Source organism: Eilatimonas milleporae, from assembly GCF_003688555.1.
Lineage (GTDB): Bacteria > Pseudomonadota > Alphaproteobacteria > Sphingomonadales > Kordiimonadaceae > Eilatimonas > Eilatimonas milleporae.
Window position 1 is genome coordinate 46,767 of sequence record NZ_REFR01000015.1, and the last position, 25,290, is coordinate 72,056.

The following is a 25,290-nucleotide window of genomic DNA, read 5'->3' on the forward strand; positions in this document are numbered from 1 at the left end:
ATATGAAACTATGGCAATATCAATCTTCTCAATAATACTATCTAATATTTTGGCTAACACAACTAAGAAAAAGGCTTAATTTTATTATTTCCGAGGAGCCTGAAATGTCAGATGCGATTATCAATCAAGCTTCAATAGATGCGGAAAATATGGAAACCCAAGCCCATGGGCAAAGCGTGTTTTGGGGTGGTTTCAAGCCGCTGATCCTGTGGTTTGTGATCGAATTCGCCCTGGGCTTTGCGTTGGGGTTCGCATTCGGTTTCGTGGGAGCGGATTTCCAGGCTGTAGGCCCCTGGAATGTGACCGCGATCATGACGATTGTGTCCGGCGCCGGCGGTGTGGCGGCCGTATCGCTCTGGATCGGGTTTGACATGGGCCGTCACCATCCGGGCCGCGCGCATATGATCGGCTGGCGGCCGGCGCGTGACGGCATAGCGAACACACTGTTTCGGGTGTTTCTGGCTTTCGTGGTCCTTCGGGCGGCACAGGCCGCGTATTTCGCGGTATTCACCGAATACACAGGCGCGCCGGCACCCAGCAATGTGCCGGCCACGGACGGGCTGTGGCTGCCGCATGCGGTCTGGATCTATGCGCTGCTTCTGGTTATCGCGCCCGTGGTCGAGGAAGCGGTGTTTCGCGGCTATCTGCAAAACAGCCTGAAATCGCGCCTGTCGCCCGTGCTGTCCATGACCATCACCGCCGCCCTGTTCGCCAGCATCCATTTCGATATCGCCAACTGGGTGCCGCTGTTTTTCCTGGGGCTGGCGCTGGGCGCGGTGCGCGAGAGAACCGGCGCCCTGTGGCCGAGCATGGCGCTGCACGTCGTGAACAATACAGTGGCCTTGGTGATCATACCCTGAGGGAAGCGGGGGATCATATTGGGCTGATCATGAAGTATATATCGGCGCCTGGACCGTTTCCCGCACCGGATTTCAAGAAACGGAAACAACCGGAGCGCCGATAGAATTACGATCCGCGCATGCTTGACCGCACGCGCTTTGCCATTGCGGATACTTCCGCTTTTTCGTCGCCCTCAAGGGGAGCATTACGCGTCAATTCAGGATGGGCCGTGTTACGAACGGTCAAGCCGCCGGACCAGGTAAAAACGGGACGGGTCTCCTTGCGTATATGCAAGGACTTCCCGTGAGACTGCGTCTTCGGTCTGTCCGTTCCAGATGTTACTTTTTCACTCATGCTTCAAACCATACCATATCCGACAAGATTATCGGTTACTTTTTCGCCGACGGTTTATTCGTGGCAGACGGAGATTTGTTCCCGACCGAGGGAGGTTTCACATTCGGTTTGGGCTGCTTATTCTTCCCAGTGGGGCTGAAAGCTTCCGCCAAAGTCTGATTTTTTACCGTCTCTTCTGCGATCACAATCCTCCGTTTGATATAAGTACTGCTACCAGGAATATAATGACGAGAAGCGCCATGCCAAGCAGCATGCCCACACTATCCGCTGGCTCATCAGCGGCCCCTGTCCGTTCCGACACCGATTTTCGGCTTTTGGTGGGGTTTAGAAAGACAACGCTTCTGATCGCCTCCTTGGCGATGTAAACCGAGCCCGGCATGGGGGTATCATCGATATTGCCTTCATCATCATACCCGTAGGCCTCGCTGAAATACAGGTCGTGATATTGCGCTGAATGAGATGCAATCGCCGTTTCGTCAAAAGATCCGAGAATGTTCACTTCCTTGCCCGCCACCTCGTAGGTGACAATCACCCAGCCGGCTTCCTTGCGGTCAAAAGCGTTCTGCCATGCGGTCTCGATGGGATTGTATATGCCGAGATACGACTGAAACTTGGAGGGCCATTTGAACAAGCGGTTGGACACGAAGCCAAGGAGATATCCGAGCAAAGCCGGATATGGCAGCATGTAGAATAACCAGGTCAGACCGTCGTCAATGGGATTGAGGAGCTTTCCGCCGTCTTCGAGCGTCAACACGAACATGTCGGAAAAGGGCCGGTCCGGCCAGCCCCAGACAACCAGATAATCCGTTGTGAAAGTGGCACCGAACAAAAGGACCATGGTCAGCAGCAGATAGACGATCCACGTATAAGAGTCCCGTTTGAGGAGCGCGGGATGCAGGCGGCTGCGTAGAACGGCAAAACAGACATACCCCGGCAGTACCAGATTGAGCAGCAGGACGACCGCCGACGGAGCCGAGAAAACATCAAATGTCACCTAGGCCGCCTCCAGGGAACAGCAATCAATCATGGGCTGTCGGCGGACTGGCACACCATCCGAAACCGACACTGCCAAAATCCAACCATACCGAGCACCGCAGATCCTGGTCAAGCAACCATGGCCAATCGCGGAAGGTTCGCCTGTTTCGTATAGACGCTCGACAATACCAAACCGGATCGGCGCACCGCGCCTATTTCAGCCAGACGGCGTTCTCAACACTGTTCCTGACAAAGGCGTCATGGGCGGCGCGTTCGCTGTCGGAGACGGGAAAGCTGCGTTTCGGCCAGCTTTTGCGCTCGACGTCGATGGCGCCGGCGCCGGTCATCAGCGACAGGTCGAGACCGGCCTGACGGCCCACCGTCAGTTCCAGATAAACCTCGGCCAGGATTTCAGCATCGAGCAGCGCACCGTGGAGGGAGCGGTGGCTGTTGTCGATTTCCAGCCGGCGGCACAGGGCGTCGAGCGAATTGGGCTGGCCGGGATATTTGGTGCGGGCAATGGCCAGGGTATCGACAAACCGGTCGCTGCCAAGGACGGGATAGCCGGCCTTTTCCAGCTCGAAATTGATGAATTTCATGTCGAATTCGGCATTGTGGGCGACCAGAATGCCGTCATCGCCGACAAAGTCGAGAAAGCCGTCGACCACGTCCGTGAACACCGGCTTGTCGGCGAGGAAATCGCCGGTCAGGCCGTGGACCTCGACGGCGGCGGCGGGCACGTCGCGTTCGGGATTGATATAGACGTGAAAGGTGCTGTCCTTGTGCAGCACCTTGTTGATCATTTCCACACAGCCGATTTCGATGACACGGTCCCCGGAAAAGGGGTCGAAGCCGGTGGTTTCCGTATCGAAGAGGATTTCCCTCATGGTGTGGCATCTCCTGTGAGCTGGCGGACGATGGCGCGGACGCGGGCCCTGGCGTGGTCAAGGCCGCGGTCGGTTTCAATGATGAAATCGGCGCGGGCCCTTTTGTCCGCGTCCGGCATCTGGGTTTTGACAATATCGGCGAATTTTTCCTCTGTCATGCCGGAACGGGCGAGAACGCGGGTGCGCTGCACCGCCGCCGGGGCGGAGACGACAAGCACATGGTCGCAGCCCTTGTCGCCGCCGGTCTCGAACAGGAGCGGCACGTCGAACACCACGAGGGCGGCGCCGCTGTCCGCCGCTGCCCGCAGAAAGACCCGCCGGTCCTCGGCCACCATGGGGTGCATCAGGGCCTCCAGCCGGCGCAGGGCGTCCCGGTCGGCGAACACCGCGGCGCCGAGTTTCCGCCGGTCAAGAACACCATCGGTGACGGTGCCCGGAAACATGGCGCCAATCGCAGCAAGGGCCCGCCCGCCCGGCGCCTGAAGGGCCTGCACGCTGGCGTCGGCGTCAAAGACGGGAACGCCGAGATCGGCGAACATGCGCGCGGTCTCGGACTTGCCCATGCCGATGGAGCCGGTCAGGCCCAGAATAAGGGGGCGATCCGGATGGTTTGGGCGATCCGGGGCGTGCGGCTGTTTCCGCGAGGGACCGGCGGTCATGCCAGTGCCTTGTGCAGGTCGGATTTCAGGACGGATTTCAGGGCGTCGTCATACACCGGGGCGGCCCCGAACCAGAGCTCAAAGGCGGCGGCCGCCTGATGGACCAGCATGCCAAGACCGTCGACCACGGCAAGGCCGCGCGCGGCGGCATCCCGCAACAGCGGTGTTTCCAGCGGCGCATAGACAATGTCATAGACCACGCAGTCGGGAGCCGCCGCCGACAGGTCCAGCGGCAGGGGCGGCTGGCCGGTCATGCCGAGCGTGGTGGTGTTGACGATCAGACCGGCGGCGGTCACGGCGGACGACAGGGCATCCCACGCCACCGTGGTGATGCGCTGGCGGCCGATGTCGGCGGCGAGGCCGCGGGCCTTTTCCTCCGTACGGTTGGCCAGCATCAAAAAGGGAATATCCGTATCGATCAGGGCGGCGGCAGCGGCCCGCGCCGCGCCGCCGGCGCCGATGACAAGGGCGGCGCGGTCCTTCGGCCAGTGGGGAACGGTGGCGTTCAGATGTTTCAGAAAGCCGATGCCGTCGGTGTTGAAACCCGACAGGGTGCCGTCCGCCTTGCACAGAACCGTGTTGACGGCGCCCATGGTGCGCGCCGCCGGGCTGAGCCTGTCCATCAGGGGCAGGATGGCGGTCTTGTGGGGGACGGTGACGTTCCAGCCCTGCAAGCCGTCAGCGCGCAGAGCGGCCACCGCCTCGCCCAAACGGTCCGGGGGGACGTCGATGGCGCGGTAACAGCCGTCAATGCCCGCCGCCGCCAGCCAGTGATTGTGAATGCGCGGCGACAGGGAATGGGCCACCGGATGCCCGATCACGGCGGCCACGCATCTGGTGCCGGAACCGGTCACAGAACGCGGACCCCCATCAGGCGCAACTGGGCGAGAAGCGGCAGCAGCGGCAGGCCGAGTATGGTGAAGAAATCACCCGAGACACGGTCGAACAACTGGGCGCCGAGACCCTCGAGCTGATAGGCGCCGACACTGTCAAGAACGGCGTCGCCGGCGCGGTCCAGATAGGTGTCGATTTCAGACGCATCCAGGGGGCGCATGGCGAGCGTGGCGGTGTCGACAAAGCGCCACAGCACCTGATAGCCCCGCATCAGCACCACGGCCGAGACAAGGCGGTGCGTGCGGCCGGCCAGGCTGGCGAGCTGTTCGGCGGCATCGCCGCGCGAAGCCGATTTGGACATAACCGTCCCGTCGACGGCCAGCACCTGATCGGCCCCGATGACAAGGGCTTCGGGATAGAGGGCGGAGATGTTGCGGGCTTTCAGTTCCGCCAGGCTGTCGGCGATGTCGCGGGGCGGCGCCCCCTCGCCCAACAGGCCGTCCTTGACCGGGGTCTCGTCCACGGCGGCCGGCTGAACGCGGACATGCAGCCCGGCGTCGGCAAGCATCTTGGCGCGGGTCCTGCTGCCGGAGGCAAGGATCAGCGATGGGGATGCATCGCTTAAGGGTGTTTCAGTGGCGGTCATCGGCCCGTGCCCCTCATGTCAGAACGCCGCCGCCGGGCCGGCTGCCGCCAGGGGCCCCAAGGTCGCCAGCGTCATCCGGGTCGCCCGCGTCATCAGGGTCATCGGGGCTGCCGCAGACCATGTCGGTGTCGCCATGCCCGCTGGTGGCACTCCCACTAACAGTAGGAGTGCCGGTATGGGTGCCGGCATGGATGTCAGGACCGGTATCGGATGACGGCCACCCGGCATCATCCGCCGGGGCCGTCGGGGCCGTTGGGGCCATTGGGGCCGCCGGATCGGAGGGAGCGCCGTCTTTCGCCGGTTTGACGCTGCGGGCGTCAAGCCAGGCGTGATATTTGTTGAGAATGGCGGCGGCGGATTCCTCGATCGAGCGGCGGGTGACGTCCAGCGTGCTCCAGCCGCGTTCGCCGCAATAGCGGCGGCAGGCCGCCACTTCCTCGCGGATCTGCTGAATGTCGGTATAGTCGCCGTCCTCGGTTTCATTGAGGGAGCGCAGGCGGTTGGTGCGGATCTGGGCCAGGCGTTCGGGGCTGGTGGTGAGGCCGATGATAAAGGTGTTGTTGAGATAATCCAGCGCCTCCGGCATGGGGACATTGGGTACGAAGGGGATGTTGGCGGTCTTGTACCCCTTGTTGGCGAGATAGATGCTGGTGGGGGTTTTGGACGTGCGCGACACGCCGACAAGGATGATGTCGGCGTGGGGCAGTTCCTCCGTCAACTGGCCGTCATCATGGGCCATGGTGAAATGGATGGCGTCGACGCGGTCGAAATAATGGGCGTCCATGATGTGCTGGCGGCCGGGACGCTGCGTCGGACGCTGGCCGAAATAGGAGCCGAGCAGATTGATCACCGGGTCCAGAATGGACAGCACCGGCAGCTGGGCGGTCTTGCAGCCTTCTTCCAGGGTGGCGCGGATATCGGGATTGACCAGCGTGTACATGACCAGACCCGGCAGTTCGCGGATGTCGTCCATCAGACGTTCCATCTGAAGGGCGCTGCGGATCAGGGGCCAGTAATGCTTTTCCACACGCACGCCCTCGAACTGGACCAGCGCGGCGGCGATGATCGCCTCCAGCGTTTCGCCGGTGGAATCCGAGACCAGATGCAGGTGGAAAATCTGCTCGCCGTCTTCGCCGTCATGCATGTGGAGCGCGGAAAATAATGTGTCGGACATAGATACCCAGTCTCACGGTCACGCGGCGTTCCTCCGGCAGACGGGCACCGGGCACGCCGCCCCGCCTGTGGATAAGTCTGTGACCAAATTTTGTCCAACCAGAGTAAAGCGGGCGATGCACCGGTCTCAAGGATTTGTTCACACAGTCATGCATTTTGTCCCCATGACGTTGAAAAGGTGGAAAACCCAAGGGCATACCCGCCCGGATTGCGAGGTTTTCCCCATGTCTCGCAAAGGTGGAAAATATAAAAAGCCCCATGAAAGAACGGTGGCGGCACGCTTGCATGAAAGAGAGACGCGATTTATGCACAGGGGTGTTCATGAAATTCGTCACCATCCGGCGACTGTGAACAAGGCTGTGGATAAAAACTTGTCCGCAGGATTCACAGGCCCTACTACCACCACAACCCTTTTATATATTTTATTTATTATAGAAATATGGGGCTGTGCATAAGGAGAGTTCAAAGCCCATGCCCGACAGATCGAAGCGGCTTCTGCTGAACACCCTCAAGGGACAGCCCGGTGAGCGCGTGCCTTTCTGGTTCATGCGTCAGGCCGGCCGGTATCTGAGCGAATACCGCGAGGTGCGGGCGACCACGTCCTCCTTCATGGAGTTCTGCTACAGTCCGGACAAGGCGGCGGAGGTGACATTGCAGCCGGTGCGCCGCTTCGCCACCGACGGGGCGATCCTGTTCGCCGACATTCTGGTGGTGCCGGACGGACTGGGACAGAAAGTGTGGTTCGAGCCCGGCAAGGGCCCGCAACTGACCGCTGTCAGCGATGAGGCCGGTTTTTCAGCCCTGACCACCGGCGGACCGGACATGGCCGGTTTTCACGACCGGGTCGGCGCGGTCTATGAAACGGTGCGGCGGGTGCGCGCCGGCCTGCCGGACAGTGTGACGCTTCTGGGATTTGCCGGGGCGCCGTGGACGGTGGCGACCTATATGGTCGAGGGGCAGGGCAGCCGCGACCACGCGGCGGCGCGGCAGATGGGATACGGGCAGGCGGATCTGTTCGGCCGGCTTCTCGACATGCTGGTGGAGGCGACAAGCGCCTATCTGATCGCGCAGATCGACGCCGGCGCCGATGCGGTGCAGATTTTCGACAGCTGGGCGGCGGCCCTGCCCGAGCCCTATTTCAGGGCCTGGGTGATCGAGCCGACGCGCGCCATTGTCGAGCGGGTCAAAGCCGTGCACGGTGAGACGCCGATCATCGGCTTTCCGCGTCTGGCCGGCAGCCTGACGGCGCTGTACGCCGCCGAGACCGGTGTGGACGCCCTGTCGCTGGACACCGGGGTCTCCCTGTCATGGGCGGCCGATACGTTGCAGACGAAAATGCCGGTGCAGGGCAATCTGGACCCGCATCTGGTGGTGGCCGGCGGCCCGGCCATGCATGCGGAAGCCGCGCGCATCCTGGACACGCTGAACGGCGGCGCGCATATTTTCAATCTGGGGCACGGGTTCGTGCCGCAAACGCCGGTGGAGCATGTGGCCGCGCTGAGCGACCAGATCCGCGCATTCAGGCGCTGAGTTGCGCACACACGAGGCCGGTGCCCCAGGTGGCGCCGGTTGCGATTATTTTCAGATTGCTATGATTTTCCAGGGGGGAGAAACACAATGGAAGGGATGCTTGGCGCCGCCTATCCGTGGGTGAAGGCGGTTCATATCATCTTTGTCATTTTCTGGATGGCCGGCATGTTCATGCTGCCGCGCTTTTTCGCCTATCATGTGGAGTGTGAGGCCGGCGGCCCCGAGGATGCCCTGTGGCAGGAACGCGAGCGCCGGCTGATGCGCATCATCATCAACCCGGCGATGATCATCGCCTGGATCCTCGGCCTCAGCCTGGTGGCGCATGTGGGCCTTGGCGCCGGCGGATGGCTGCACACCAAGCTGCTGCTCGTCGTCCTGCTCAGCGGTTTTCACGGCTGGCTGTCGGCCGCGCGCAAACGCCTGGCCGCCGGCGAGCGCCGGCTGTCGTCGCGGCAGTTCCGGCTGATCAACGAGCTGCCGTCGCTGTTCATCATTGCCATTGTGATTCTGGCGATCGTCAAACCCTTTTGAATTTTCGCCAAAAGCGATAGCCTGACGGCCCATTTGCCTTGACTTGGGCTGCGGTGATGGTACGCTCAGCCCATCCAGCCTTGGTTTAGGCGTAATCGGATCATCATCAAATTTTCCATTAGATCGCCCCTTTGTCTTATCCGTCTCGATAAGTGTGGGCGGCACCGTATCGACGGGGCGTTTGGCCCCACAGCGTTTCTGCAATGCCCTTCCCCCCCATAACGACCGTCGCGGTCTTTTTGTAGTGTCGGATGTCTCAATGCAACTTCAGGATCTGAAACAGAAATCACCCGCCGATCTTCTCGCGCTGGCCGAAGAGGTCGGGGTCGAAAACGCCTCGACCATGCGCAAGCAGGACATGATGTTCGCCATCCTCAAGAACCTGGCCGAGGACGATGTGGAAATCATGGGCGGCGGGGTCATCGAAATCCTGTCGGACGGGTTCGGTTTCCTGCGCAGTCCCGAGGCCAATTATCTGCCCGGACCCGATGACATCTATGTCAGCCCGAGCCAGATCCGCCGGTTCAGCCTGCGCACCGGCGACACGGTGGAAGGCCAGATCCGCGCGCCCAAGGACGGCGAGCGCTATTTCGCCCTGCTGAAAGTTTCCAACATTAATTTCGAGGAGCCGGAGGCCGCGCGCCACAAGGTTCATTTCGACAATCTGACGCCGCTGTATCCGGATGAAAAGCTGAAGCTGGACCCGGACAATCCGACGGTGAAGGACAAAAGCCCGCGCGTCATCGACCTGGTCGCACCCATCGGCAAGGGCCAGCGCGCACTGATCGTGGCGCCGCCGCGCACCGGGAAAACCGTGCTGTTGCAGAATATCGCCCAGTCGATCACCCGCAACCATCCGGAATGCTATCTGATCGTCCTTCTGATCGACGAACGGCCGGAGGAAGTGACCGACATGCAGCGCTCGGTCAATGGCGAGGTGATTTCGTCCACCTTTGACGAGCCGGCCAGCCGCCACGTGCAGGTGGCGGAAATGGTGATCGAAAAGGCCAAGCGCCTGGTCGAGCACAAGAAGGATGTGGTGATTTTGCTTGATTCCATCACCCGTCTGGCGCGGGCCTACAACACGGTGGTGCCGTCATCGGGCAAGGTGCTGACCGGCGGTGTCGACGCCAACGCGCTGCAGCGCCCGAAACGCTTTTTCGGGGCCGCCCGCAACATCGAGGAGGGCGGGTCGCTGTCCATCATCGCCACCGCGCTGATCGAGACCGGCAGCCGCATGGACGAGGTGATTTTCGAGGAATTCAAGGGCACCGGCAACTCGGAAATCGTGCTGGACCGCAAGGTGGCGGACAAGCGCGTCTTCCCGGCGATCGATATCCTCAAGTCCGGCACCCGCAAGGAAGAGCTGCTGGTCGACCAGGGCACCCTGTCGAAAATGTGGGTGCTGCGCCGTATCCTTACCCCCATGGGCACGGTGGATGCGATGGAGTTCCTGCTGTCCAAGCTGAAGGACACCAAGAACAACGAGGAATTCTTCTCCCAGATGAACAATTAGGGCCGGGCAAAACCGCTTTATCCCGGAATTTATCCGGGCCTTATCCCCGAGTTTATCTCTGCTGTATCCTTGGCCCTGTCTGTCGGGGACCGGTTTATCCGCTTTTTCCGCCCTGCCGCCGGACGCACGTCCGGCGGCAGTTTTGTATTAAATCAATGTTTGCCGTTCTCTTTCCTGCAATACTCACCCCTTCGGGAGATGGGAAAAGGGTATGGGCAGCGGTGGATCGCCGGGACGGTTGAGAGCGGGACAGCGGGGTATCCACGGCCTTGCCGCCGTCCTGCTGGCGCTGGTCTTCCTGCTGGTGCCGACGCCTGTGCTGGCGGCGGACAGCGCGCTTCTCATCGACATTCAGGGGCCGATCGGCCCGGCGGTGGAAAGCTATGTGGTGCGCGGCCTGGAGGAGGCGGGCGCACGCGGCGCTTCCGCCGTTATCCTGCGCATCGACACGCCCGGCGGCCTGGACCAGTCCACCCGTGGCATCATCAAGGCCATTCTGGCCTCCGACCGGCCGGTGATCGGCTTTGTCGCCCCGTCGGGCGCACGGGCGGCCAGTGCCGGGGCCTATATCCTGATGGCCTGTCATGTGGCGGCGATGGCGCCCGGCACCACCGTGGGCTCGGCCACGCCGGTACAGCTCGGCGGCGGTATGCCGCAGCAACAACCGCCGTCCCCGCAAACGCCGCAACAGGGCGCGGAGCCCCCGGACGGGGACGCGCCGGGTGACGGCGAAAGCGATGCGGCGGGCGATGGGGGCACAGTCGGCGCGCGCGGCACACCGCCGACACTGCAGGACAAGATCGTCAATGACGCCCGTGCCTATATGCGCGGGCTGGCCGATTTGCGCGGCCGCCCGGCGGACGAGGCCGAGCGTTTCGTCAGCGAGGCGACCAATCTGACCGCGGCGGAGGCGCTGGCGCGCGGGCTCGTCGACATGATCGCCGGTTCTGTGCGCGAAGTGCTGGTCAAATCCAGCGGGCTCGAGGTGGATGTCGACGGCACCAAAACGGTGCTGAAGACCGATCTGATGGATGTGGAGACCTTCGCGCCCACATGGCGCGACCGGTTTCTCGGCCTGATCACCAATCCCAACATCGCCTATCTGCTGCTGATGGTGGGCCTGTACGGTCTTGTGCTGGAGGCGACGAACCCCGGCATTCTGGTGGCGGGCATCACTGGCGCCACCTGCCTGATCGTCGGGCTCTATGCGCTGCATCTGCTGCCCCTCAACTATGCCGGTCTGGCGCTGATGGCTCTCGGCGTGGCGCTGATGGTGACGGAAGCCTTCGTGCCCGCCTTCGGCGCGCTCGGCATCGGCGGGGCGGTGTGTTTTGCCCTCGGCTCGATTTTCCTGATCGACACGGACATGCCGGGCTTTGAGATTTCGCCCATTCTGATTGGCACGGTGTCGCTGGCGACTGCGGCGATCTTCGTGCTTGTCCTTACCTTTGCCGCGCGGGCGTGGCGCCAGCCCGTGGTCAGCGGCGTGCATGAGATGATCGGCGCCCCGGCCCGGGTGATCGCCTGGTCGGGCGACACGGGCGAGGTTTCCGCCCGCGGCGAGGTCTGGGCGGCAACGGGCGAGACAGGCCTCACCCCCGGGACGGCGCTGGAAATCAGGGCGGTCAGGGGCCTGACACTGGTGGTCGCCAGGGCGGGGGCGCATCCTGCCCTGAAAACCGAGGAGGGAACACATGCCTGAGATAGAGTTTCTGGACCTGTTTTATTCGGTGTATCTGCTGATTTTCCTGGCGCTGGCCGTCGTCCTGTCGGCGATCAAGATCCTGCGGGAATATGAGCGCGGCGTGATCTTCACGCTCGGCCGTTTCTGGAAGGTCAAGGGACCGGGCCTGATCATCGTCATCCCCATAATCCAGAGCATGGTGCGGGTCGACCTGCGCACCATGGTGATGGACGTGCCGGAACAGGACGTGATTTCGCGCGACAATGTGTCGGTGCGGGTCAATGCCGTGGTCTATTACCGGGTGATCGACCCGCAGCGCGCCATCATCGCGGTGGAGGATTTCAAATGGGCGGTCAGCCAGTTGGCGCAGACCACGCTCAGGTCCGTCCTCGGCCAGCACCAGCTGGACGAAATGCTGGCCGAGCGCGAGCGGCTGAACGACGATATCCGCACCATTCTCGACTCCCAGACCGACGCCTGGGGCATCAAGGTGTCGAATGTGGAACTGAAACATGTGGACCTGGACCAGAGCATGGTCCGCGCCATCGCCAAGGAAGCCGAGGCCGAGCGTCTGCGCCGTGCCAAGGTGATCTCGGCCCAAGGGGAGGCCCAGGCCGCCGACAAGATCATGGAAGCCGCCCGCGTCCTGCACGAACTGCCGGAAGCCATGCAGATCCGCTATCTGACAGCATTGCACGACATGGCGGGCGAGCGCACATCGACCATCGTCTTCCCGCTGCCGATCGACCTGATCGGGTCCCTCAGCGGCACGGCGGGCGCGTCCTCTTCCCCATCCTCTTCTTCAGGGGACAATGACATATCCGGCAACTCTTGAAGCGGTCATGTCCTGAAGCGCCTATGGATACACGCTGACACCGCTGGGCGAGGCTGAGTGTCTTGGGGCAGTGAGTGCGGCGATTTTCCCCGCTGTCCCCTTGCATGGCCCGGACCGCGCCGCTAGCCTTTCTTTTTGCCTGCCGTGTCAGAACAGCGGGCCGGACTTTGGGGGGACGATCACATGTGGAAAGATTTGAAATCCGCGCTTTTGGCCGGTGCCATGGCCGTATTGCCGCTGACAGTGCCGGTTGCCGGTGCGGTGGCCGTGGATGATCTGCGCGCCGTCATCGCGAAAGATTATGACGATCATCTCGAGGCCCTGTTCAAGCATTTTCATGCCAATCCGGAATTGTCCCTGCAGGAACACAAGACCGCCGCCCGCCTGGCGGCGGAGTTGCGCGACGCCGGGTTCGAGGTGACGGAAGGCATCGGCCAGACCGGCCTTGTCGCCATCATGGAAAACGGGCCGGGGCCGCGCGTGATGATGCGCGCCGACATGGACGGCCTGCCGGTTCTCGAAAAATCCGGACTGGACTATGCCTCCACCGCGATGCAGACCGACCCGAACGGGATCGAGGTGCCGGTCATGCATGCCTGCGGTCATGACGTCCACATCACCGCGCTGGTGGGCACGGCACGGCGGATGGCCGCCATGCGCGACACATGGTCCGGTACGCTGATGCTGATCGGCCAGCCGGCCGAGGAACGCTTCGGGGGTGCGCGCATCATGCGCGAGGACAGGCTTTATGAGCGTTTCGGCAAGCCGGACTACGGCCTGGCGTTTCACGTCAATTCCCTGATGGAGGCCGGCAAGATCTGGGCGGCGGACGAAGCGGCCTATGCCGGGGTGGACAGCGTCAACATCACCGTCCACGGTTTGGGCGCCCACGGCGCCGCACCCCATGCGGGCAAGGACCCGATCGTGCTCGGCGCGCAGATCGTCACCACATTGCAGACCCTGATCAGCCGTGAATTGAGCCCGCGCGTGCCCGGCGTTGTCACCGTCGGCAGCTTCCACGGCGGCACCAAGCACAATATCATCCCGGATGAGGCGAAATTGCAGATCACGGTGCGCTCCGACGATTCCGAAACCCGGGAAACACTGCTGTCGGGCATCCGGCGCATTGCCGAGAACCTCGGCCGTGCCAGCGGTCTGCCGGACGACATGCTGCCGACGGTCGAGGTGTTGGAAACCGAAACCTATCCGCCAACGCGGAATGACCCGTCGCTGGCGCGCCGGCTGAAGGCCGCCTGGCGGGACAGCATGGGGGCGGAAGCCTTTGCCGACTATAAGCCGAAAACCATGGGGGCGGAGGATTTCCCCTTTCTGGTGACGGATCTTGAAACCTATGAGCCGATTATCCCCAGTGTCTATTTTGCTGTCGGCGGTACCCCGGCCGCGGATTTTGAACGGGCCGAGGCGGGCGGTCCGCCCATCCCGTCGCACCATTCGCCCCTGTTCAAGATCGTGCCGCAGCCGTCGGTCGTCAGCGGGGTCGAGGCCACGGTGGTGGCACTGATGGATCTGATGCCGAAAGACTGACGCCCTGCCGTGGGCCGGGCATACGGTTTGGAACACAAAAGGGGACGGATAAACCGTCCCCCTTTTCCATGACGTGTCTTCGATTTTCTCTATAACGCGCTTCGATCTTCAGGGCAGCAGGATGGACTGACCCGTGGTTTCGCGGCCCTCCAGCGCCCGGTGCGCGGTGCCGGCATCACGCAGGGCGAAACGCTGGTTGATGGTGGGCGTGATGTGACCGTCTGCGACGGCGTCGAAGACAAGACCGGTCAAACGCACCAGATCGTCGCGGGCGCTGGCATAATGCAGCAATGACGGCCGGGTCAGGAAAAGCGATCCTTTCTGCCCCAGTATGCCGGGTGCCATGGGATCCACGGCGCCGGTGGCATTGCCGAAGCTGACCATCATGCCGCGCGGGGCCAGGCAGTCCAACGACCCATCGAATGTGGCCTTTCCCACACTGTCATAGACAACCGGAACGCCGGCACCGCCGGTGATCTCGCGCACCCGGTCGGTGAAGTTTTCCGATGTGTAATCGATGGTGTGGGTACAGCCATGATCCCTGGCAAGCGCGGCCTTGTCCGCGCCGCCCACCGTGCCGATGACCGTGACGCCCTTGGCTTTCAGCCACTGGCAGGCAATCAGTCCGACGCCGCCGGCGGCCGCGTGCCACAGAACCGTCTGTCCATGTTTCACGTGAAACGTTTCGTGGATCAGAAAGGCGACTGTTGTTGCTTTCAACATGAGAGCGGCGGCGGCTTCATCGGACACCGCGTCCGGCAGTTTAACCAGCGTGTCGGTAGGCATGTTGCGGTGGCTGGAATAGGCACCGATCGGCCCGGTGCAATAGGCGACCCTGTCACCGGCGACAAAGCCGTCCACGCCAGCGCTCACATCCTCGATCACGCCGGCGGCTTCCAGGCCCGGCGTAAAGGGTGCCGGCACGGGGTACAGGCCGGTGCGATGATAGACATCGATGAAATTCAATCCGATGGCGTTGTGACGCACGCGGACTTCATTCTCCTTCAATGCAGGCAGCGTACTGTCCGTAAACGCCAGGGTCTCCGCCCCGCCGGGGGCCGCGACCTGAATGATCTGTGCTGTGGTCATGGATCAGCCCTTGAGATGATCGGCAAAAAAGGCGGCTGTGCGTTCATTGGCGCGTGTTGCGTCATCCTCGCGGTAATGCTGCCCGTTGATACGGGAAAACGCATGGTCGGCTTCTGGATAATCGTAAAGTGTGCTCTGAGCATGACCATCCAGTCCGTCATGGATGGCGGCCTGTGCGGCGGCATCGACAAATTCATCCTTGCCGGCGATGTGCAGCATGAGGGGTCGGGTGATTTTCGCGGCTTCATCCAGTTTGTCCTGAATGCCGACACCGTAATAGGAGACGTTGGCGTCCGCATCCGTGCGGGTTGCCGTCAGATAGGCCAGAAGCCCGCCGAGGCAGTAGCCCACCGCACCGACCTTGCCGGTGCTTCTGCCATGACCGCGGATAAAATCGATGGTGGCGGCGATGTCCTCGATCCCCTTGTCCACATCGAAACCGTTATAAAGGGCAAAGGCCTTTTGCCATTCCTCTTCCGTCTGGTCGGTCAGGTCCACGCCGGGTTCCTGGCGCCAGAACAGGTCCGGACAGATGGCGACATAGCCGGCGGCGGCCCAGCGGTCGCACATGGTGCGCAGACCGGCATTGACCCCGAAAATCTCCTGAATGACGACAATGGCGGGCCCGTTTCCGCTTTCGGGCTTTGAAAGATAAGCGGAAAAATCGCCGCTGCCGTCCTTGGCCGCAATGGTGACTGTCTCGGTGGTGATCTGTGACATGGGCGGACCCTCGTTTTGCAAGAATGGATGGGAAATGGATCAACGGAATTGATATATCGCGTGCGACCTTACTGCGGCAAAAGGACGCCCTCAAGAACCAGCAGGGCTTCTTTGGTCCACAGGCCGCCGTCGCCGGAATAGCCGCCAAGGCCGTTTGCCGCGGTGATCCGGTGACAGGGGATGAGGATGGGCAGCGGATTGCGCCCGCAGGCCGTACCGACAGCCCGGGCGCTACTGTTTAGCTGTTTCGCAACATCACCATAAGTCATTGTTCTTCCATATGGAATTTCGCACATTTTTGACCATACACGGTCCTGGAAACCGGATCCTCCGGGTGCAAGCGGCAGGTCGAATTCGGTCAGGTCGCCGTCGAAATAGGCGTCCAGTTGGCGTTTGGCTTCCACAAGAAGGGGGGTTCTGGTCTGTTCCATGGCCCAGCCCCAGTCCAAAGCCACCAGTTCACCGCCGATTTCGGTCACTGTCAGATCGGAGATCGGTGTGTGGAGTGACAGTTGCGGCATGGCCTTTATCCCGTCTACAGTATGGTGGGTTTGCGGATCGGATGTCACCCTACAGGCGATGCGGACGGCGGTTCAAGTCATTGCCGCATATCTTCCTTGGGACGGGGAATGGAAAGCGCATGAAGATCACCATCAATATCGATTGTACGCCGATTGAGGCGCGGACATTTTTCGGCCTTCCGGATGTGACGGCGTTGAATGATGCCATGGTCTCACAGATGCAGATGCGCCTTGAAAAGGGCCTGGACCCGCAGGAAGTGGATCAGGCCGTCCGCGCCTGGATGTCGGGCGCCAGCGCGGGCCTGGGGGAATGGCAGAAAGCGTTCTGGGCGGCGATGAAAGGGGCGGTTGGCCCCACCGATCCGACGCAGGGCGCTGAATAGCCCGGATATTCCATCAATGGATACCGAGACGATTTATGCCCTGTCCAGTGGCGGGGGGCGTGCCGGCGTTGCGGTGGTGCGTCTGTCTGGCGTGCGGGCCGGTGCCGTTCTTGCTGATTTGACCGGCAAATCCCTGCCGATGCCGCGAAAGGCGGTGCTGCGCCGATTGCATGATCCGGCAAGCGGATTGTTGCTGGATCAGGCCCTGGTTCTGTATTTCCCGGCGCCAAACAGTTTTACCGGCGAAGATGTTGTGGAATTGCATCTGCATGGCGGCAGGGCAGTGGTTGACGGTGTGCTTGAAACACTGTCGTCACAGCCGGGATGCCGGCTGGCGGAAGCGGGCGAGTTTTCGCGCCGTGCGTTCGAAGCCGGAAAACTGGACCTGACGGAAATCGAGGGTTTGGCCGATCTGATCAATGCGGATACGGAAATGCAGCGGGTTCAGGCGCTGCGGCAACTTGATGGATCGCTGCGTCGTTTGTATGAGGACTGGCGGGGTCGGCTGATGCGGCATCTGGCCCATTTGGAGGCGGATATCGATTTTCCGGATGAGGATTTGCCCGACGGGGTGGCCGGTGCCGTCAGGCCGGATATCGCCGCTTTGAAGCGGGATGTGGACACACATCTGCGCGACGGACGGCGGGGTGAAGCCATGCGCGACGGTTACCGCATCGTGATCCTGGGCGCGCCGAATGCGGGAAAATCCACATTGCTGAATGCTTTGGCACGCTCGGACGTGGCGATTGTCTCGGATGAGGCCGGAACCACGCGCGATGTGCTGGATGTGCCGCTTGATCTGTCCGGATATCCCGTCCGCCTTGTCGACACGGCGGGTTTGCGCACGGCCGGCGGCAAGGTTGAAGCGGAGGGTATCCGACGCGCCGTTGCCCGCGCGGAAGAAGCGGATTTACGTTTGTTGCTGGTGCGTGCCGATGCATGGCCGCATGTGCCCGACGATGTTGCGCGCTGGAGCGGGCCGAACAGTTTGCTGGTCGTGTCGCAGGTCGACCGTATTCCGGTGTTTCACGTGGAACATGAAAGTTTGCCCGCCAATATCAAACCGGAAACCGCTGGCCCGCTCCCGGTTTCGGCCATAGGCGAGGGCGGACTGGATGTGCTTCTTGAGACCGTCGGCAATACGGTTTCCACGGCGATGGCGCTGCGTGACGCACCGGCCCTGACACGGGCACGCCACCGAGAAGCCCTGATTGATGTCACTGAACATCTGGCCCGGTTTGACATAAATGCGGGGATTGACCCTGTTCTGGCCGCCGAAGATGTGCGTCAGGCGGCACGGGCGCTTGGCCGGATTACCGGGCGCGTCGGCGTCGAGGATATGCTGGATCTGGTTTTTGCCGATTTCTGCATCGGCAAATAAGTGACAGGCGATCCTTTGCGAGGATCCTGGCGCTTTGACAGGACGCGATCATTTCTTATATAGAACTCCCTGGATTTCATGGATGATCAAAGGCGGTGCTCCTAAGTGCCGGATGCGGACATGGCAGACGCGGATGTCATTGTGATAGGCGGTGGGCATGCCGGCGCGGAAGCGGCGGCGGCTTCCGCCCGCATGGGTGCGAAGACCCTGCTTGTCACCCATAAGCCCGAGACGATCGGTGAAATGTCCTGCAATCCGGCAATCGGCGGCTTGGGCAAGGGCCACCTGGTGCGCGAGATTGACGCGCTTGAAGGCATTATGGGGCGGGTTGCGGATGCATCGGGTATTCAGTTCCGTCTGTTGAACCGTCGCAAGGGCCCGGCGGTACAGGGGCCACGGGCACAGTCCGACCGCAAACTGTACCGCACCGCCATGCAGGCGATGCTTACGGATTACCCCAATCTGACCATACTGGGTGCTGCCGTTGAGGATCTGATCGTTGACAGAACCGGTTTCGGCGCGGACACAAGCGCCCGTGTAACCGGAGTGATCACCGCCGATGGCCGTCGCCTGACAGCGGGAGCGGTTATCCTGACCACGGGCACTTTTTTGCGCGGTCTCATTCATCTGGGGGAAAAGAAGATTCCCGCAGGCCGGGCCGGCGAAGCGCCGTCGCTGGGGTTGTCGGATACACTGACGGATTTGGGATTTGCACTGGGCCGCCTGAAAACCGGAACGCCGCCGCGCCTGGACGGCCGCACCATCGACTGGTCTGTCTGCGATCCGCAGCCCGGGGACAAGCCGCCGGTGCCGTTTTCCTTTCTGACGCGTGACATCACCGTGCCGCAATTGGACTGTTACATTACCCGGACCAGTGCGGACACACACAAAATCATTGAGGATAATCTGCACCGCTCGCCGATGTATTCCGGCCAGATTGAAAGCAGCGGTCCCCGTTACTGTCCATCGATCGAGGATAAGATCGTCCGGTTCCGGGACAAGGCCAGCCACCAGATTTTCCTGGAGCCGGAGGGTCTGGACGATGACACGGTCTATCCCAACGGCATTTCCACCAGCCTGCCCGAGGAGGTGCAGACGGCGCTGGTCCACAGCATTCCGGGATTGGAAAAGGCGGTCATTCTGCGGCCTGGCTATGCCATTGAATATGATTTCATCGATCCGCGCGAATTGAGGCCGACGCTGGAAACCCGGCGGGCGGAGGGTCTGTTTCTGGCAGGGCAGATCAACGGCACCACCGGATATGAAGAAGCAGCCGCCCAGGGTCTGATGGCCGGTGTCAACGCAGCCCTGAAAGCGGGTGGCGGCGAAGACCGCTTTGTTCTTGACCGTGTCGATGCCTATATCGGTGTCATGCTGGACGATCTTGTCACACAAGGCACGCGTGAGCCATACCGCATGTTTACCAGCCGGGCGGAATACCGGCTGCATCTGCGCGCGGACAATGCGGACCAGCGCCTGACCGGCAAAGGCATCGACCTTGGTCTGGTCGGTGCCGAGCGCGCGGCGGTCTTTACTGCCAAACTGACAGCGCTCGAAAAGGGTCGCGCGCAATTGCAACGCCTGTCGCTGACACCGAATGAGGCCGCGACACATGGTATCAAATTGAATCAGGACGGTGTGAGACGTTCGGCCGAGACCCTGTTGTCCTTTCCGGATATCACGCTTGAAACGCTTGCAAGTGTCTGGCCGGCGGAGATTGGCGGTCTTGATGCCGCTGTTGCGCAACAATTGGCCACCGATGCGCTTTACAGGAATTATCTGGAGCGACAGCAAAAGGACATCGACGCATTCCGGAAGGACGAAGCGCTGGCGATTCCGGACAATGTTGATTTTGCCGCCATCCCTGGCTTGTCAAACGAAATGCGGGAAAAATTCAATACGGCCAGGCCCGCCACCCTGGGATCGGCGGCGCGGATCGCCGGCGTCACCCCGGCGGCACTGACACTGCTTCTCGCCCATATCAAACGCCGAAAAGCGGCGTAGAATAACGGTCCGTTCGCGGTGACATCCCGTTTTTCCCTGGACGATCTGTGCGCCGCGCTGGCCCCGTCCTTTGATGTTTCACGTGAAACACGGGATCGTCTGGCCCGCTATGCCGGCCTGCTGGAAAAGTGGCAGCCGGCGCAAAATCTCGTTGCCGGTGCAACATTACAGGAGATGTGGCGGCGGCATTTTCTGGATTCGGCGCAATTGGCGCCATTGATTGTCCGATATCGTTCGGATCAGGCCCCCGTTTTGCTGGATATAGGTTCCGGCGCGGGCTTTCCGGCCCTTGTCCTTGCGATTCTGGGCGTTGCCGATGTGCATATGGTGGAAGCAAATCAGCGCAAGGCTGCGTTCCTGCGGACCGTCGCCCGCGAAACATCGACAAATGTCACCATTTACGACCAGCGTATCGAAGACCTGGCGGCTTTTCCGGTGGATATTGTGACAGCGCGGGCATGCGCCAGTGTGACCCAGCTTCTCGGCTGGGCGTGGCCATTTTGCCATGATGAAACGCAAGCCTGGTTTTTAAAGGGGGAAAAGGCGGACGAGGAATTGACCGAAGCCGCCGCCATGTGGAAGATGTCCGTCGACCGGTTTGACAGTGTCAGCGATCCGCGCGGGGTTATCCTGCGTTTGCAGCATATATCACCCCGGTCCTGAAGCGCTGGTAAACAAGTTGTTTTGAACGATTTTCTTTAAGGTTTCTGTTCGGGAAACATATACCAAAGCGCTGTTATAAAAGGATTTCCAGGAAGGGGCGGTTATGGGCAGAGATCAACAGACCCGAAAGTCCGGGCAGATTATCGCCATTGCCAATCAAAAGGGCGGGGTTGGTAAAACCACCACGGCCATCAATCTGGCCACGGCAATGGCGGCGGCTAAGAAGAAAGTACTTGTTTTCGATCTGGACCCGCAGGGCAATGCCAGCACCGGTTTCGGTGTGGACCGGGCGGCCCGTGAAATCACCTCCTACGATGTGATCCTTGGTGCGGCGCATGTGGACGACGCCCTGATGGACAGCAGTGTTCCCGGTCTGGGGCTTGTACCGTCCACGGTCGACCTTTCAGGGGCGGATGTGGAGTTGGCCGACCTGCCGCAGCGTAATTTCCGCCTGAGAGAATCACTTTCGACCGCAAAGTTGCGCGAGCGCTATGATTTTGTGCTGATCGACTGCCCGCCGTCCCTGTCGCTGCTGACCATCAATGCACTGGTGGCGGCGGATTCGGTCATGGTGCCGTTGCAATGCGAATTTTTCGCGCTGGAGGGCTTAAGCCTGTTGTTGAAGACGATTGAACAGGTGCGGGCAAGTCTTAACCCCCGCCTGGCCATCAATGGGGTGGTTCTGACCATGTTCGACCGCCGCAACAATCTGTCCGAGCAGGTGGCTGATGATGTGCGGGCCTATCTGGGGGACAAGGTTTACAACACGATGATCCCGCGCAATGTCCGTGTCTCGGAGGCGCCCAGCCACGGCAAACCGGCCCTGTTGTACGATCATCGCTGCAGCGGCAGTCAGGCCTATATAAAACTGGCCCGTGAAGTGCTGGGGCGTGACCGTGCACGGGCTGCCTGACACGCCCGGTTTCAAAGAGTGCCAATATCAAAGACCGCCAGTGTCAAAAATGAAAGACTTACCGAGGAAACGTAAATGACGGCGCAAAAGAAAAAGGGATTGGGCAAGGGGCTTTCAGCCCTGCTGGGCGACGCGCGGCCGGCCCTGGACCCGTTACCGGCCACCGGTTCCGGAAACAGTGGCCCGGGGGCGGTGGACGGTGCCGGTATGGTTAGCCTGCCGGTTGCTTTTCTGGAAGCAAACCCCAACCAGCCGCGCCAGCATTTTGCCGAAGATGCCCTGGCCGAGCTTGCCGCGTCCATCCGTGAACGCGGCCTTTTGCAGCCCATCCTCGTCCGTCCGGTCGGCGAAGACCGCTATGAGATTGTTGCCGGCGAACGGCGCTGGCGCGCGGCACAACAGGCCGGTGTGCACGATGTGCCCGTCATTGTCAGGGAGTTGGATGAGCCAACTATTCTACAGATTGCGATTATTGAAAACATTCAGCGTGCTGACCTGTCTCCGATCGAGGAGGCACGGGCTTATCGTCGGCTGATGGACGATTTCGGGCACCGGCAGGAGGATGTGGCGGGCCTTGTATCGAAGAGCCGCAGTCATGTGGCCAATCTGCTGCGGCTTTTGGGTCTGCCGGATACTGTCCAGACCATGCTGGCGGATGGTCGTATCAGCATGGGGCACGGACGTGCCCTTCTGGCCGCCGAAGACCCCACAGCCCTTGCCCGGCGTGTTGTTGATGAGGGGCTTAGCGTGCGGGCGGTTGAGGCGTTGGCGTCCAAACCCAAACAGGTACCACGCAAAACCGCGCTGCGATCGGTGTCCGGGGCCAAGGATGCGGACACAAAGGCCCTGGAACGCGATCTGTCGGCCGCAACCGGCACGGCGGTGACAATCGACCACCGGGGCGACGGCGGCACCATCAGTATCCGTTACGCCAGCCTTGACGATCTGGACAGCTTGTGTGCCCGCTTGCGCGGCGGGGCGTATTAAGCGGCAGATTGGACGCAGCCGGGGTTCAGGCGGCGTCGCGGCGTGTCAGTCTGGTCTCGATTGCATCCCAGATGCGGCTTTCCAGCTGTACGCCGTCATAGGCATTGATGGCCTGCAGCCCGGTCGGTGAGGTCACATTGATTTCCGTCAGCCAGTCGCCGATGACGTCAATACCGACGAAAATCAGTCCCTGTTCCTGAAGCACCGGTTTCAGTCGGGCGCAGATTTCCTCTTCCCGCGGGGTGAGCCTGGCGGCCTCCGCGCGGCCGCCGACCACCATGTTGGAGCGTACGGATCCCTCCGCCGGGACCCGGTTGATGGCGCCTGCGGCGTCGCCGTCCACAAGGACGATCCGCTTGTCGCCGTTGCGGACTTCGGGCAGGAAACGCTGGACCATGACGGCTTCACGACTGTTTTCCAGGAACAGTTCCAGCAGGCTGGGCAGGTTCGGATCTTCGGGGCGCAGATGGAAAACACCTTCACCGCCCTTGCCGAACAGGGGTTTGACGATGATGTCGCCGTGATCGGCCCGAAAAGCGCGGATGTCTTCTTCGCGTCGTGTGATGAGCGTGGGGGGCATCAGGTCGGCGAATTGCGTGACGAACAGTTTTTCCGGTGCATTGCGGACGGCCCGCGGGTCATTGACCACCAGTGTATCCGGGTGAATCAGGTCCAAAAGGTGCGTTGCGGTGATATAGGCCATGTCAAAGGGCGGATCCTGACGCATCCAGATCACATCCATATCGTTCAGGTCGAGCGATTGGGGCGGCCCGAAGGTGAAATGATTGCCGTTTTCACGCCTGACGGTCATCGGGTGGGCGTGGGCTGTCACGCGTCCGTCACGGTAGCTGAGATCATCCGGCAGATAATGATACAGGTCATGTCCGCGCGCCTGTGCTTCCAGCGCCAGAACGAAGCTGCTGTCGCCGGTGATGTTGATGCCTTCCATGGCATCCATCTGGAAGGCGATACGGCGTTTTACGGTGCTCATAAACGTATCCTTGCTACGACACGGGTAACGGACTGACGTCCTAACGGCCGGCACCGGGGTTATGCGTAAGGCCCCGTGCGCCACACCCCTTTCATATGCCTCGGCAGGCGGCGGGGAACAATGGCTATCAGATCAAAGCGAACGGTATAGTCTCCACTCTTTTCCCGTCCCGGCCGTTGCCGGAGGGTTTTCATGAAATGATCCGCTGCCCCTTCGATCCGTACGCGCTGCCGGAACCGCAGGGCTTCCTTGGCGTCTTGTAGGCTGCCCCTGGCCTTTACTTCGGCAAAAATGATGGTGTTGCGCTTTTGCGCGACGATGTCCACCTCTCCTCGCGGACTTTTGAAGCGGTGTGCCAGGATCCGATAGCCTTTCAACACAAGCCAAACCCGCGCCCACAGTTCGGCCCGCCGGCCCCTGTGGTCGGCGCGTCTGCCGCTGGCCTGACGGTGGAAACGGCGTGTCCCTGTCATTGCGCGCCTTGTTTCCGGCTGTTTCTGAGGATGACGGCACGCTCATAGAGACGTTTGCGCGGCAGGCCGGTCAGATCCGCGACAAGCTGTGCGGCGCCGCGCGCGCCCATGTCGCCGACGGCCTGCTGCAAGGCCGTTTCAACCTTGGCATCCAGTGTTCCATCCGCGGAAAGTCCGGCTGTCTTTCCGTCTTCCGGCGGACCGACGACGACGACGATTTCCCCTCGGGGCGCTCCATCCCGGTGATAGCGCTGCGACAGGGACAAAATTCTGTCCGAGACAACTTCTTCGTAGCGTTTTGTCAGTTCGCGGCATATGGCGGCGGACCTGTCGCCCAGAACCTGACACGCATCTTCAAGACTTGCTGCCAGGCGCTTTGCACTTTCAAAGAAAATCAGTGTTGCGGGGACAGTGGCGACCTCTTCAAACCAGCGTTTCCTGGCCGCCGATTTCGATGGCGGAAACCCGAGGAAGAGAAATCTGTCACTGGGCAGTCCCGACAGGCTGAGCGCGGTCGGAACCGCGCTGGGCCCCGGTACGGCCGTGACCATGTGGCCGGCGGCCCGGACCGCCTGGACAAGGCCGTATCCCGGGTCGGAGACAAGGGGTGTGCCCGCATCGCTGATAAGGGCGATAGCCTGGCCTTCAGCCAGTTTTTGCAGCAATTTCGGTCGCACGCGGTCCGCGTTATGGTCATGATACGCGATCAGCGGCGTGCGGGCGTCGACAGCCGCCATCAGCCTGGTGCTGACCCGGGTATCCTCGCATGCCACGAGATCCGCGTCGGCGAGAATCCGTGCGGCCCGTGCGCCGATATCTTCCAGATTGCCGATGGGTGTTGCCACCAGATAGAGCCCGACGGCAAGTGTGCCCTTGCTGCCATTATCGGATGATGCGTTCGGAGCGGATGTGTCCTCGGCCATGGTTCTGCCTTTATTCCGGGGCCTTTATTCTATAGGGCTTTTGGTCAGAAGGGGTGCAGCCTAATAGTGCATATGGGACCTGCCAAGCCTGTCCGGCTTTTCAACCGGTGGGTTTGGCCGGGATTTACTCAGTCATGTCAGGATATTAGACTGTATTTTCGACAATACCCATGAAACCGTGAAACAGTCAGGGGTGCCTGTCTTGCAGACCTGTTTCGAGCATAAGCCGTTGC

At 61.4% G+C, this 25,290-nt stretch carries 25 protein-coding genes; 13 read left to right on the plus strand and 12 right to left on the minus strand.

Translation table 11 applies throughout. From position 1 onward, the window contains the following. Positions 1 to 104: 104 nt before the first annotated feature. A complete protein-coding gene (locus tag BXY39_RS16435; protein ID WP_121939988.1) occupies positions 105 to 860 on the plus strand; it encodes a CPBP family intramembrane glutamic endopeptidase in 756 nt (251 codons plus the stop codon). A 515-nt stretch (positions 861 to 1,375) separates the two neighbouring features. Here the strand turns inward: BXY39_RS16435 and BXY39_RS16440 are convergent. From BXY39_RS16440 to BXY39_RS16465, 6 genes are all read right to left on the minus strand, one after another. Then, entirely contained in the window at positions 1,376 to 2,188 is an 813-nt protein-coding gene (locus tag BXY39_RS16440; RefSeq protein WP_121939989.1) for a DUF6338 family protein, read from the minus strand. 193 nt (positions 2,189 to 2,381) lie between these two features. Further along, a complete protein-coding gene (dnaQ, locus tag BXY39_RS16445) occupies positions 2,382 to 3,056 on the minus strand; it encodes a DNA polymerase III subunit epsilon (RefSeq protein ID WP_121939990.1) in 675 nt (224 codons plus the stop codon). Next, the gene (gene coaE / locus BXY39_RS16450; RefSeq protein ID WP_121939991.1) at positions 3,053 to 3,715 is read right to left on the minus strand and encodes a dephospho-CoA kinase; all 663 of its coding nucleotides are present in this window, start codon (positions 3,713 to 3,715) and stop codon (positions 3,053 to 3,055) included. Before coaE ends, dnaQ begins: the two co-directional genes overlap by 4 nt. Further along, a complete protein-coding gene (locus BXY39_RS16455; protein WP_121939992.1) occupies positions 3,712 to 4,569 on the minus strand; it encodes a shikimate dehydrogenase in 858 nt (285 codons plus the stop codon). Before BXY39_RS16455 ends, coaE begins: the two co-directional genes overlap by 4 nt. Then, the gene (locus tag BXY39_RS16460) at positions 4,566 to 5,195 is read right to left on the minus strand and encodes a Maf family protein (RefSeq protein WP_121939993.1); all 630 of its coding nucleotides are present in this window, start codon (positions 5,193 to 5,195) and stop codon (positions 4,566 to 4,568) included. Before BXY39_RS16460 ends, BXY39_RS16455 begins: the two co-directional genes overlap by 4 nt. Positions 5,196 to 5,208: 13 nt before the next feature. Beyond that, complete coding sequence (locus BXY39_RS16465; protein WP_245999387.1) at positions 5,209 to 6,369, minus strand: pyruvate, water dikinase regulatory protein; 1,161 nt, start codon at positions 6,367 to 6,369, stop codon at positions 5,209 to 5,211. 470 nt (positions 6,370 to 6,839) lie between these two features. Between BXY39_RS16465 and hemE the strand changes: the two genes are divergently transcribed. The 6 genes from hemE to BXY39_RS16495 all read left to right on the plus strand — a co-directional run bounded on the left by hemE (position 6,840) and on the right by BXY39_RS16495 (position 14,009). Further along, a complete protein-coding gene (gene hemE, locus BXY39_RS16470) occupies positions 6,840 to 7,898 on the plus strand; it encodes a uroporphyrinogen decarboxylase (protein WP_121939994.1) in 1,059 nt (352 codons plus the stop codon). 87 nt (positions 7,899 to 7,985) lie between these two features. After that, a complete protein-coding gene (locus BXY39_RS16475; protein WP_211332305.1) occupies positions 7,986 to 8,429 on the plus strand; it encodes a CopD family protein in 444 nt (147 codons plus the stop codon). Between the two features lie 259 nt (positions 8,430 to 8,688). Beyond that, on the plus strand, positions 8,689 to 9,945 hold the full coding sequence (gene rho, locus BXY39_RS16480) for a transcription termination factor Rho (protein WP_121939995.1): 1,257 nt from the start codon (positions 8,689 to 8,691) through the stop codon (positions 9,943 to 9,945). A 211-nt stretch (positions 9,946 to 10,156) separates the two neighbouring features. Next, entirely contained in the window at positions 10,157 to 11,647 is a 1,491-nt protein-coding gene (locus BXY39_RS16485; RefSeq protein ID WP_121939996.1) for an NfeD family protein, read from the plus strand. Further along, positions 11,640 to 12,464 carry a slipin family protein gene (locus tag BXY39_RS16490; RefSeq protein ID WP_121939997.1) on the plus strand — a complete coding sequence of 275 codons (825 nt, stop codon included), beginning with the start codon at positions 11,640 to 11,642 and terminating at the stop codon, positions 12,462 to 12,464. Before BXY39_RS16485 ends, BXY39_RS16490 begins: the two co-directional genes overlap by 8 nt. 183 nt (positions 12,465 to 12,647) lie before the next feature. Next, positions 12,648 to 14,009 carry an amidohydrolase gene (locus BXY39_RS16495; RefSeq protein WP_121939998.1) on the plus strand — a complete coding sequence of 454 codons (1,362 nt, stop codon included), beginning with the start codon at positions 12,648 to 12,650 and terminating at the stop codon, positions 14,007 to 14,009. Positions 14,010 to 14,117: 108 nt separating this feature from the next. On the opposite strand, the gene BXY39_RS16500 is transcribed toward BXY39_RS16495, so the two are convergent. The 3 genes from BXY39_RS16500 to BXY39_RS16510 all read right to left on the minus strand — a co-directional run bounded on the left by BXY39_RS16500 (position 14,118) and on the right by BXY39_RS16510 (position 16,339). Beyond that, complete coding sequence (locus BXY39_RS16500; RefSeq protein ID WP_121939999.1) at positions 14,118 to 15,098, minus strand: quinone oxidoreductase family protein; 981 nt, start codon at positions 15,096 to 15,098, stop codon at positions 14,118 to 14,120. A gap of 3 nt (positions 15,099 to 15,101) precedes the next feature. After that, entirely contained in the window at positions 15,102 to 15,818 is a 717-nt protein-coding gene (locus BXY39_RS16505) for a dienelactone hydrolase family protein (RefSeq protein ID WP_121940000.1), read from the minus strand. Positions 15,819 to 15,886: 68 nt separating this feature from the next. After that, positions 15,887 to 16,339, minus strand: a complete 453-nt coding sequence (locus BXY39_RS16510; RefSeq protein WP_121940001.1) for a methylated-DNA--[protein]-cysteine S-methyltransferase — start codon at positions 16,337 to 16,339, stop codon at positions 15,887 to 15,889. 119 nt (positions 16,340 to 16,458) lie between these two features. Between BXY39_RS16510 and BXY39_RS16515 the strand changes: the two genes are divergently transcribed. The 6 genes from BXY39_RS16515 to BXY39_RS16540 all read left to right on the plus strand — a co-directional run bounded on the left by BXY39_RS16515 (position 16,459) and on the right by BXY39_RS16540 (position 22,670). Further along, complete coding sequence (locus BXY39_RS16515; RefSeq protein WP_121940002.1) at positions 16,459 to 16,722, plus strand: DUF6489 family protein; 264 nt, start codon at positions 16,459 to 16,461, stop codon at positions 16,720 to 16,722. Positions 16,723 to 16,738: 16 nt separating this feature from the next. Then, the gene (gene mnmE / locus BXY39_RS16520; RefSeq protein ID WP_121940003.1) at positions 16,739 to 18,103 is read left to right on the plus strand and encodes a tRNA uridine-5-carboxymethylaminomethyl(34) synthesis GTPase MnmE; all 1,365 of its coding nucleotides are present in this window, start codon (positions 16,739 to 16,741) and stop codon (positions 18,101 to 18,103) included. Between the two features lie 120 nt (positions 18,104 to 18,223). Beyond that, the gene (gene mnmG, locus BXY39_RS16525; RefSeq protein WP_121940193.1) at positions 18,224 to 20,107 is read left to right on the plus strand and encodes a tRNA uridine-5-carboxymethylaminomethyl(34) synthesis enzyme MnmG; all 1,884 of its coding nucleotides are present in this window, start codon (positions 18,224 to 18,226) and stop codon (positions 20,105 to 20,107) included. An 18-nt stretch (positions 20,108 to 20,125) separates the two neighbouring features. After that, positions 20,126 to 20,770, plus strand: coding sequence for a 16S rRNA (guanine(527)-N(7))-methyltransferase RsmG (gene rsmG, locus BXY39_RS16530; protein WP_211332306.1), 645 nt, complete (start codon positions 20,126 to 20,128; stop codon positions 20,768 to 20,770). Positions 20,771 to 20,873: 103 nt separating this feature from the next. Then, positions 20,874 to 21,683, plus strand: a complete 810-nt coding sequence (locus tag BXY39_RS16535) for a ParA family protein (RefSeq protein WP_121940004.1) — start codon at positions 20,874 to 20,876, stop codon at positions 21,681 to 21,683. A gap of 75 nt (positions 21,684 to 21,758) precedes the next feature. Beyond that, the gene (locus BXY39_RS16540) at positions 21,759 to 22,670 is read left to right on the plus strand and encodes a ParB/RepB/Spo0J family partition protein (RefSeq protein ID WP_121940005.1); all 912 of its coding nucleotides are present in this window, start codon (positions 21,759 to 21,761) and stop codon (positions 22,668 to 22,670) included. Between the two features lie 25 nt (positions 22,671 to 22,695). Here BXY39_RS16540 and gshB read toward each other — a convergent pair whose 3' ends face one another. From gshB to rsmI, 3 genes are read right to left on the minus strand one after another with little or no spacing between them, the layout of a single operon-like run. Then, the gene (gene gshB / locus BXY39_RS16545; RefSeq protein ID WP_121940006.1) at positions 22,696 to 23,661 is read right to left on the minus strand and encodes a glutathione synthase; all 966 of its coding nucleotides are present in this window, start codon (positions 23,659 to 23,661) and stop codon (positions 22,696 to 22,698) included. 59 nt (positions 23,662 to 23,720) lie between these two features. Next, on the minus strand, positions 23,721 to 24,134 hold the full coding sequence (locus tag BXY39_RS16550) for a YraN family protein (protein WP_121940007.1): 414 nt from the start codon (positions 24,132 to 24,134) through the stop codon (positions 23,721 to 23,723). Further along, positions 24,131 to 25,057, minus strand: a complete 927-nt coding sequence (gene rsmI / locus BXY39_RS16555) for a 16S rRNA (cytidine(1402)-2'-O)-methyltransferase (protein WP_121940008.1) — start codon at positions 25,055 to 25,057, stop codon at positions 24,131 to 24,133. The genes BXY39_RS16550 and rsmI overlap by 4 nt, the downstream gene beginning before the upstream one ends. Between the last annotated feature and the right edge of the window lie 233 nt (positions 25,058 to 25,290).

Bases quoted from the DNA above. Each gene is read 5' to 3' on its own strand.
- coaE (WP_121939991.1), bottom strand. From the start codon at position 3,715: ATGACCGCCGGTCCCTCGCGGAAACAGCCGCACGCCCCGGATCGCCCA.
- hemE (WP_121939994.1), top strand. From the start codon at position 6,840: ATGCCCGACAGATCGAAGCGGCTTCTGCTGAACACCCTCAAGGGACAG.
- BXY39_RS16510 (WP_121940001.1), bottom strand. From the start codon at position 16,339: ATGCCGCAACTGTCACTCCACACACCGATCTCCGATCTGACAGTGACC.
- mnmG (WP_121940193.1), top strand. From the start codon at position 18,224: ATGGCAGACGCGGATGTCATTGTGATAGGCGGTGGGCATGCCGGCGCG.
- rho (WP_121939995.1), top strand. From the start codon at position 8,689: ATGCAACTTCAGGATCTGAAACAGAAATCACCCGCCGATCTTCTCGCG.
- BXY39_RS16495 (WP_121939998.1), top strand. From the start codon at position 12,648: ATGTGGAAAGATTTGAAATCCGCGCTTTTGGCCGGTGCCATGGCCGTA.
- BXY39_RS16540 (WP_121940005.1), top strand. From the start codon at position 21,759: ATGACGGCGCAAAAGAAAAAGGGATTGGGCAAGGGGCTTTCAGCCCTG.
- BXY39_RS16435 (WP_121939988.1), top strand. From the start codon at position 105: ATGTCAGATGCGATTATCAATCAAGCTTCAATAGATGCGGAAAATATG.
- BXY39_RS16460 (WP_121939993.1), bottom strand. From the start codon at position 5,195: ATGACCGCCACTGAAACACCCTTAAGCGATGCATCCCCATCGCTGATC.
- BXY39_RS16485 (WP_121939996.1), top strand. From the start codon at position 10,157: ATGGGCAGCGGTGGATCGCCGGGACGGTTGAGAGCGGGACAGCGGGGT.
- BXY39_RS16490 (WP_121939997.1), top strand. From the start codon at position 11,640: ATGCCTGAGATAGAGTTTCTGGACCTGTTTTATTCGGTGTATCTGCTG.
- dnaQ (WP_121939990.1), bottom strand. From the start codon at position 3,056: ATGAGGGAAATCCTCTTCGATACGGAAACCACCGGCTTCGACCCCTTT.
- rsmI (WP_121940008.1), bottom strand. From the start codon at position 25,057: ATGGCCGAGGACACATCCGCTCCGAACGCATCATCCGATAATGGCAGC.
- BXY39_RS16475 (WP_211332305.1), top strand. From the start codon at position 7,986: ATGGAAGGGATGCTTGGCGCCGCCTATCCGTGGGTGAAGGCGGTTCAT.
- BXY39_RS16500 (WP_121939999.1), bottom strand. From the start codon at position 15,098: ATGACCACAGCACAGATCATTCAGGTCGCGGCCCCCGGCGGGGCGGAG.
- BXY39_RS16465 (WP_245999387.1), bottom strand. From the start codon at position 6,369: ATGTCCGACACATTATTTTCCGCGCTCCACATGCATGACGGCGAAGAC.
- BXY39_RS16535 (WP_121940004.1), top strand. From the start codon at position 20,874: ATGGGCAGAGATCAACAGACCCGAAAGTCCGGGCAGATTATCGCCATT.
- gshB (WP_121940006.1), bottom strand. From the start codon at position 23,661: ATGAGCACCGTAAAACGCCGTATCGCCTTCCAGATGGATGCCATGGAA.
- BXY39_RS16505 (WP_121940000.1), bottom strand. From the start codon at position 15,818: ATGTCACAGATCACCACCGAGACAGTCACCATTGCGGCCAAGGACGGC.
- mnmE (WP_121940003.1), top strand. From the start codon at position 16,739: ATGGATACCGAGACGATTTATGCCCTGTCCAGTGGCGGGGGGCGTGCC.
- BXY39_RS16515 (WP_121940002.1), top strand. From the start codon at position 16,459: ATGAAGATCACCATCAATATCGATTGTACGCCGATTGAGGCGCGGACA.
- BXY39_RS16550 (WP_121940007.1), bottom strand. From the start codon at position 24,134: ATGACAGGGACACGCCGTTTCCACCGTCAGGCCAGCGGCAGACGCGCC.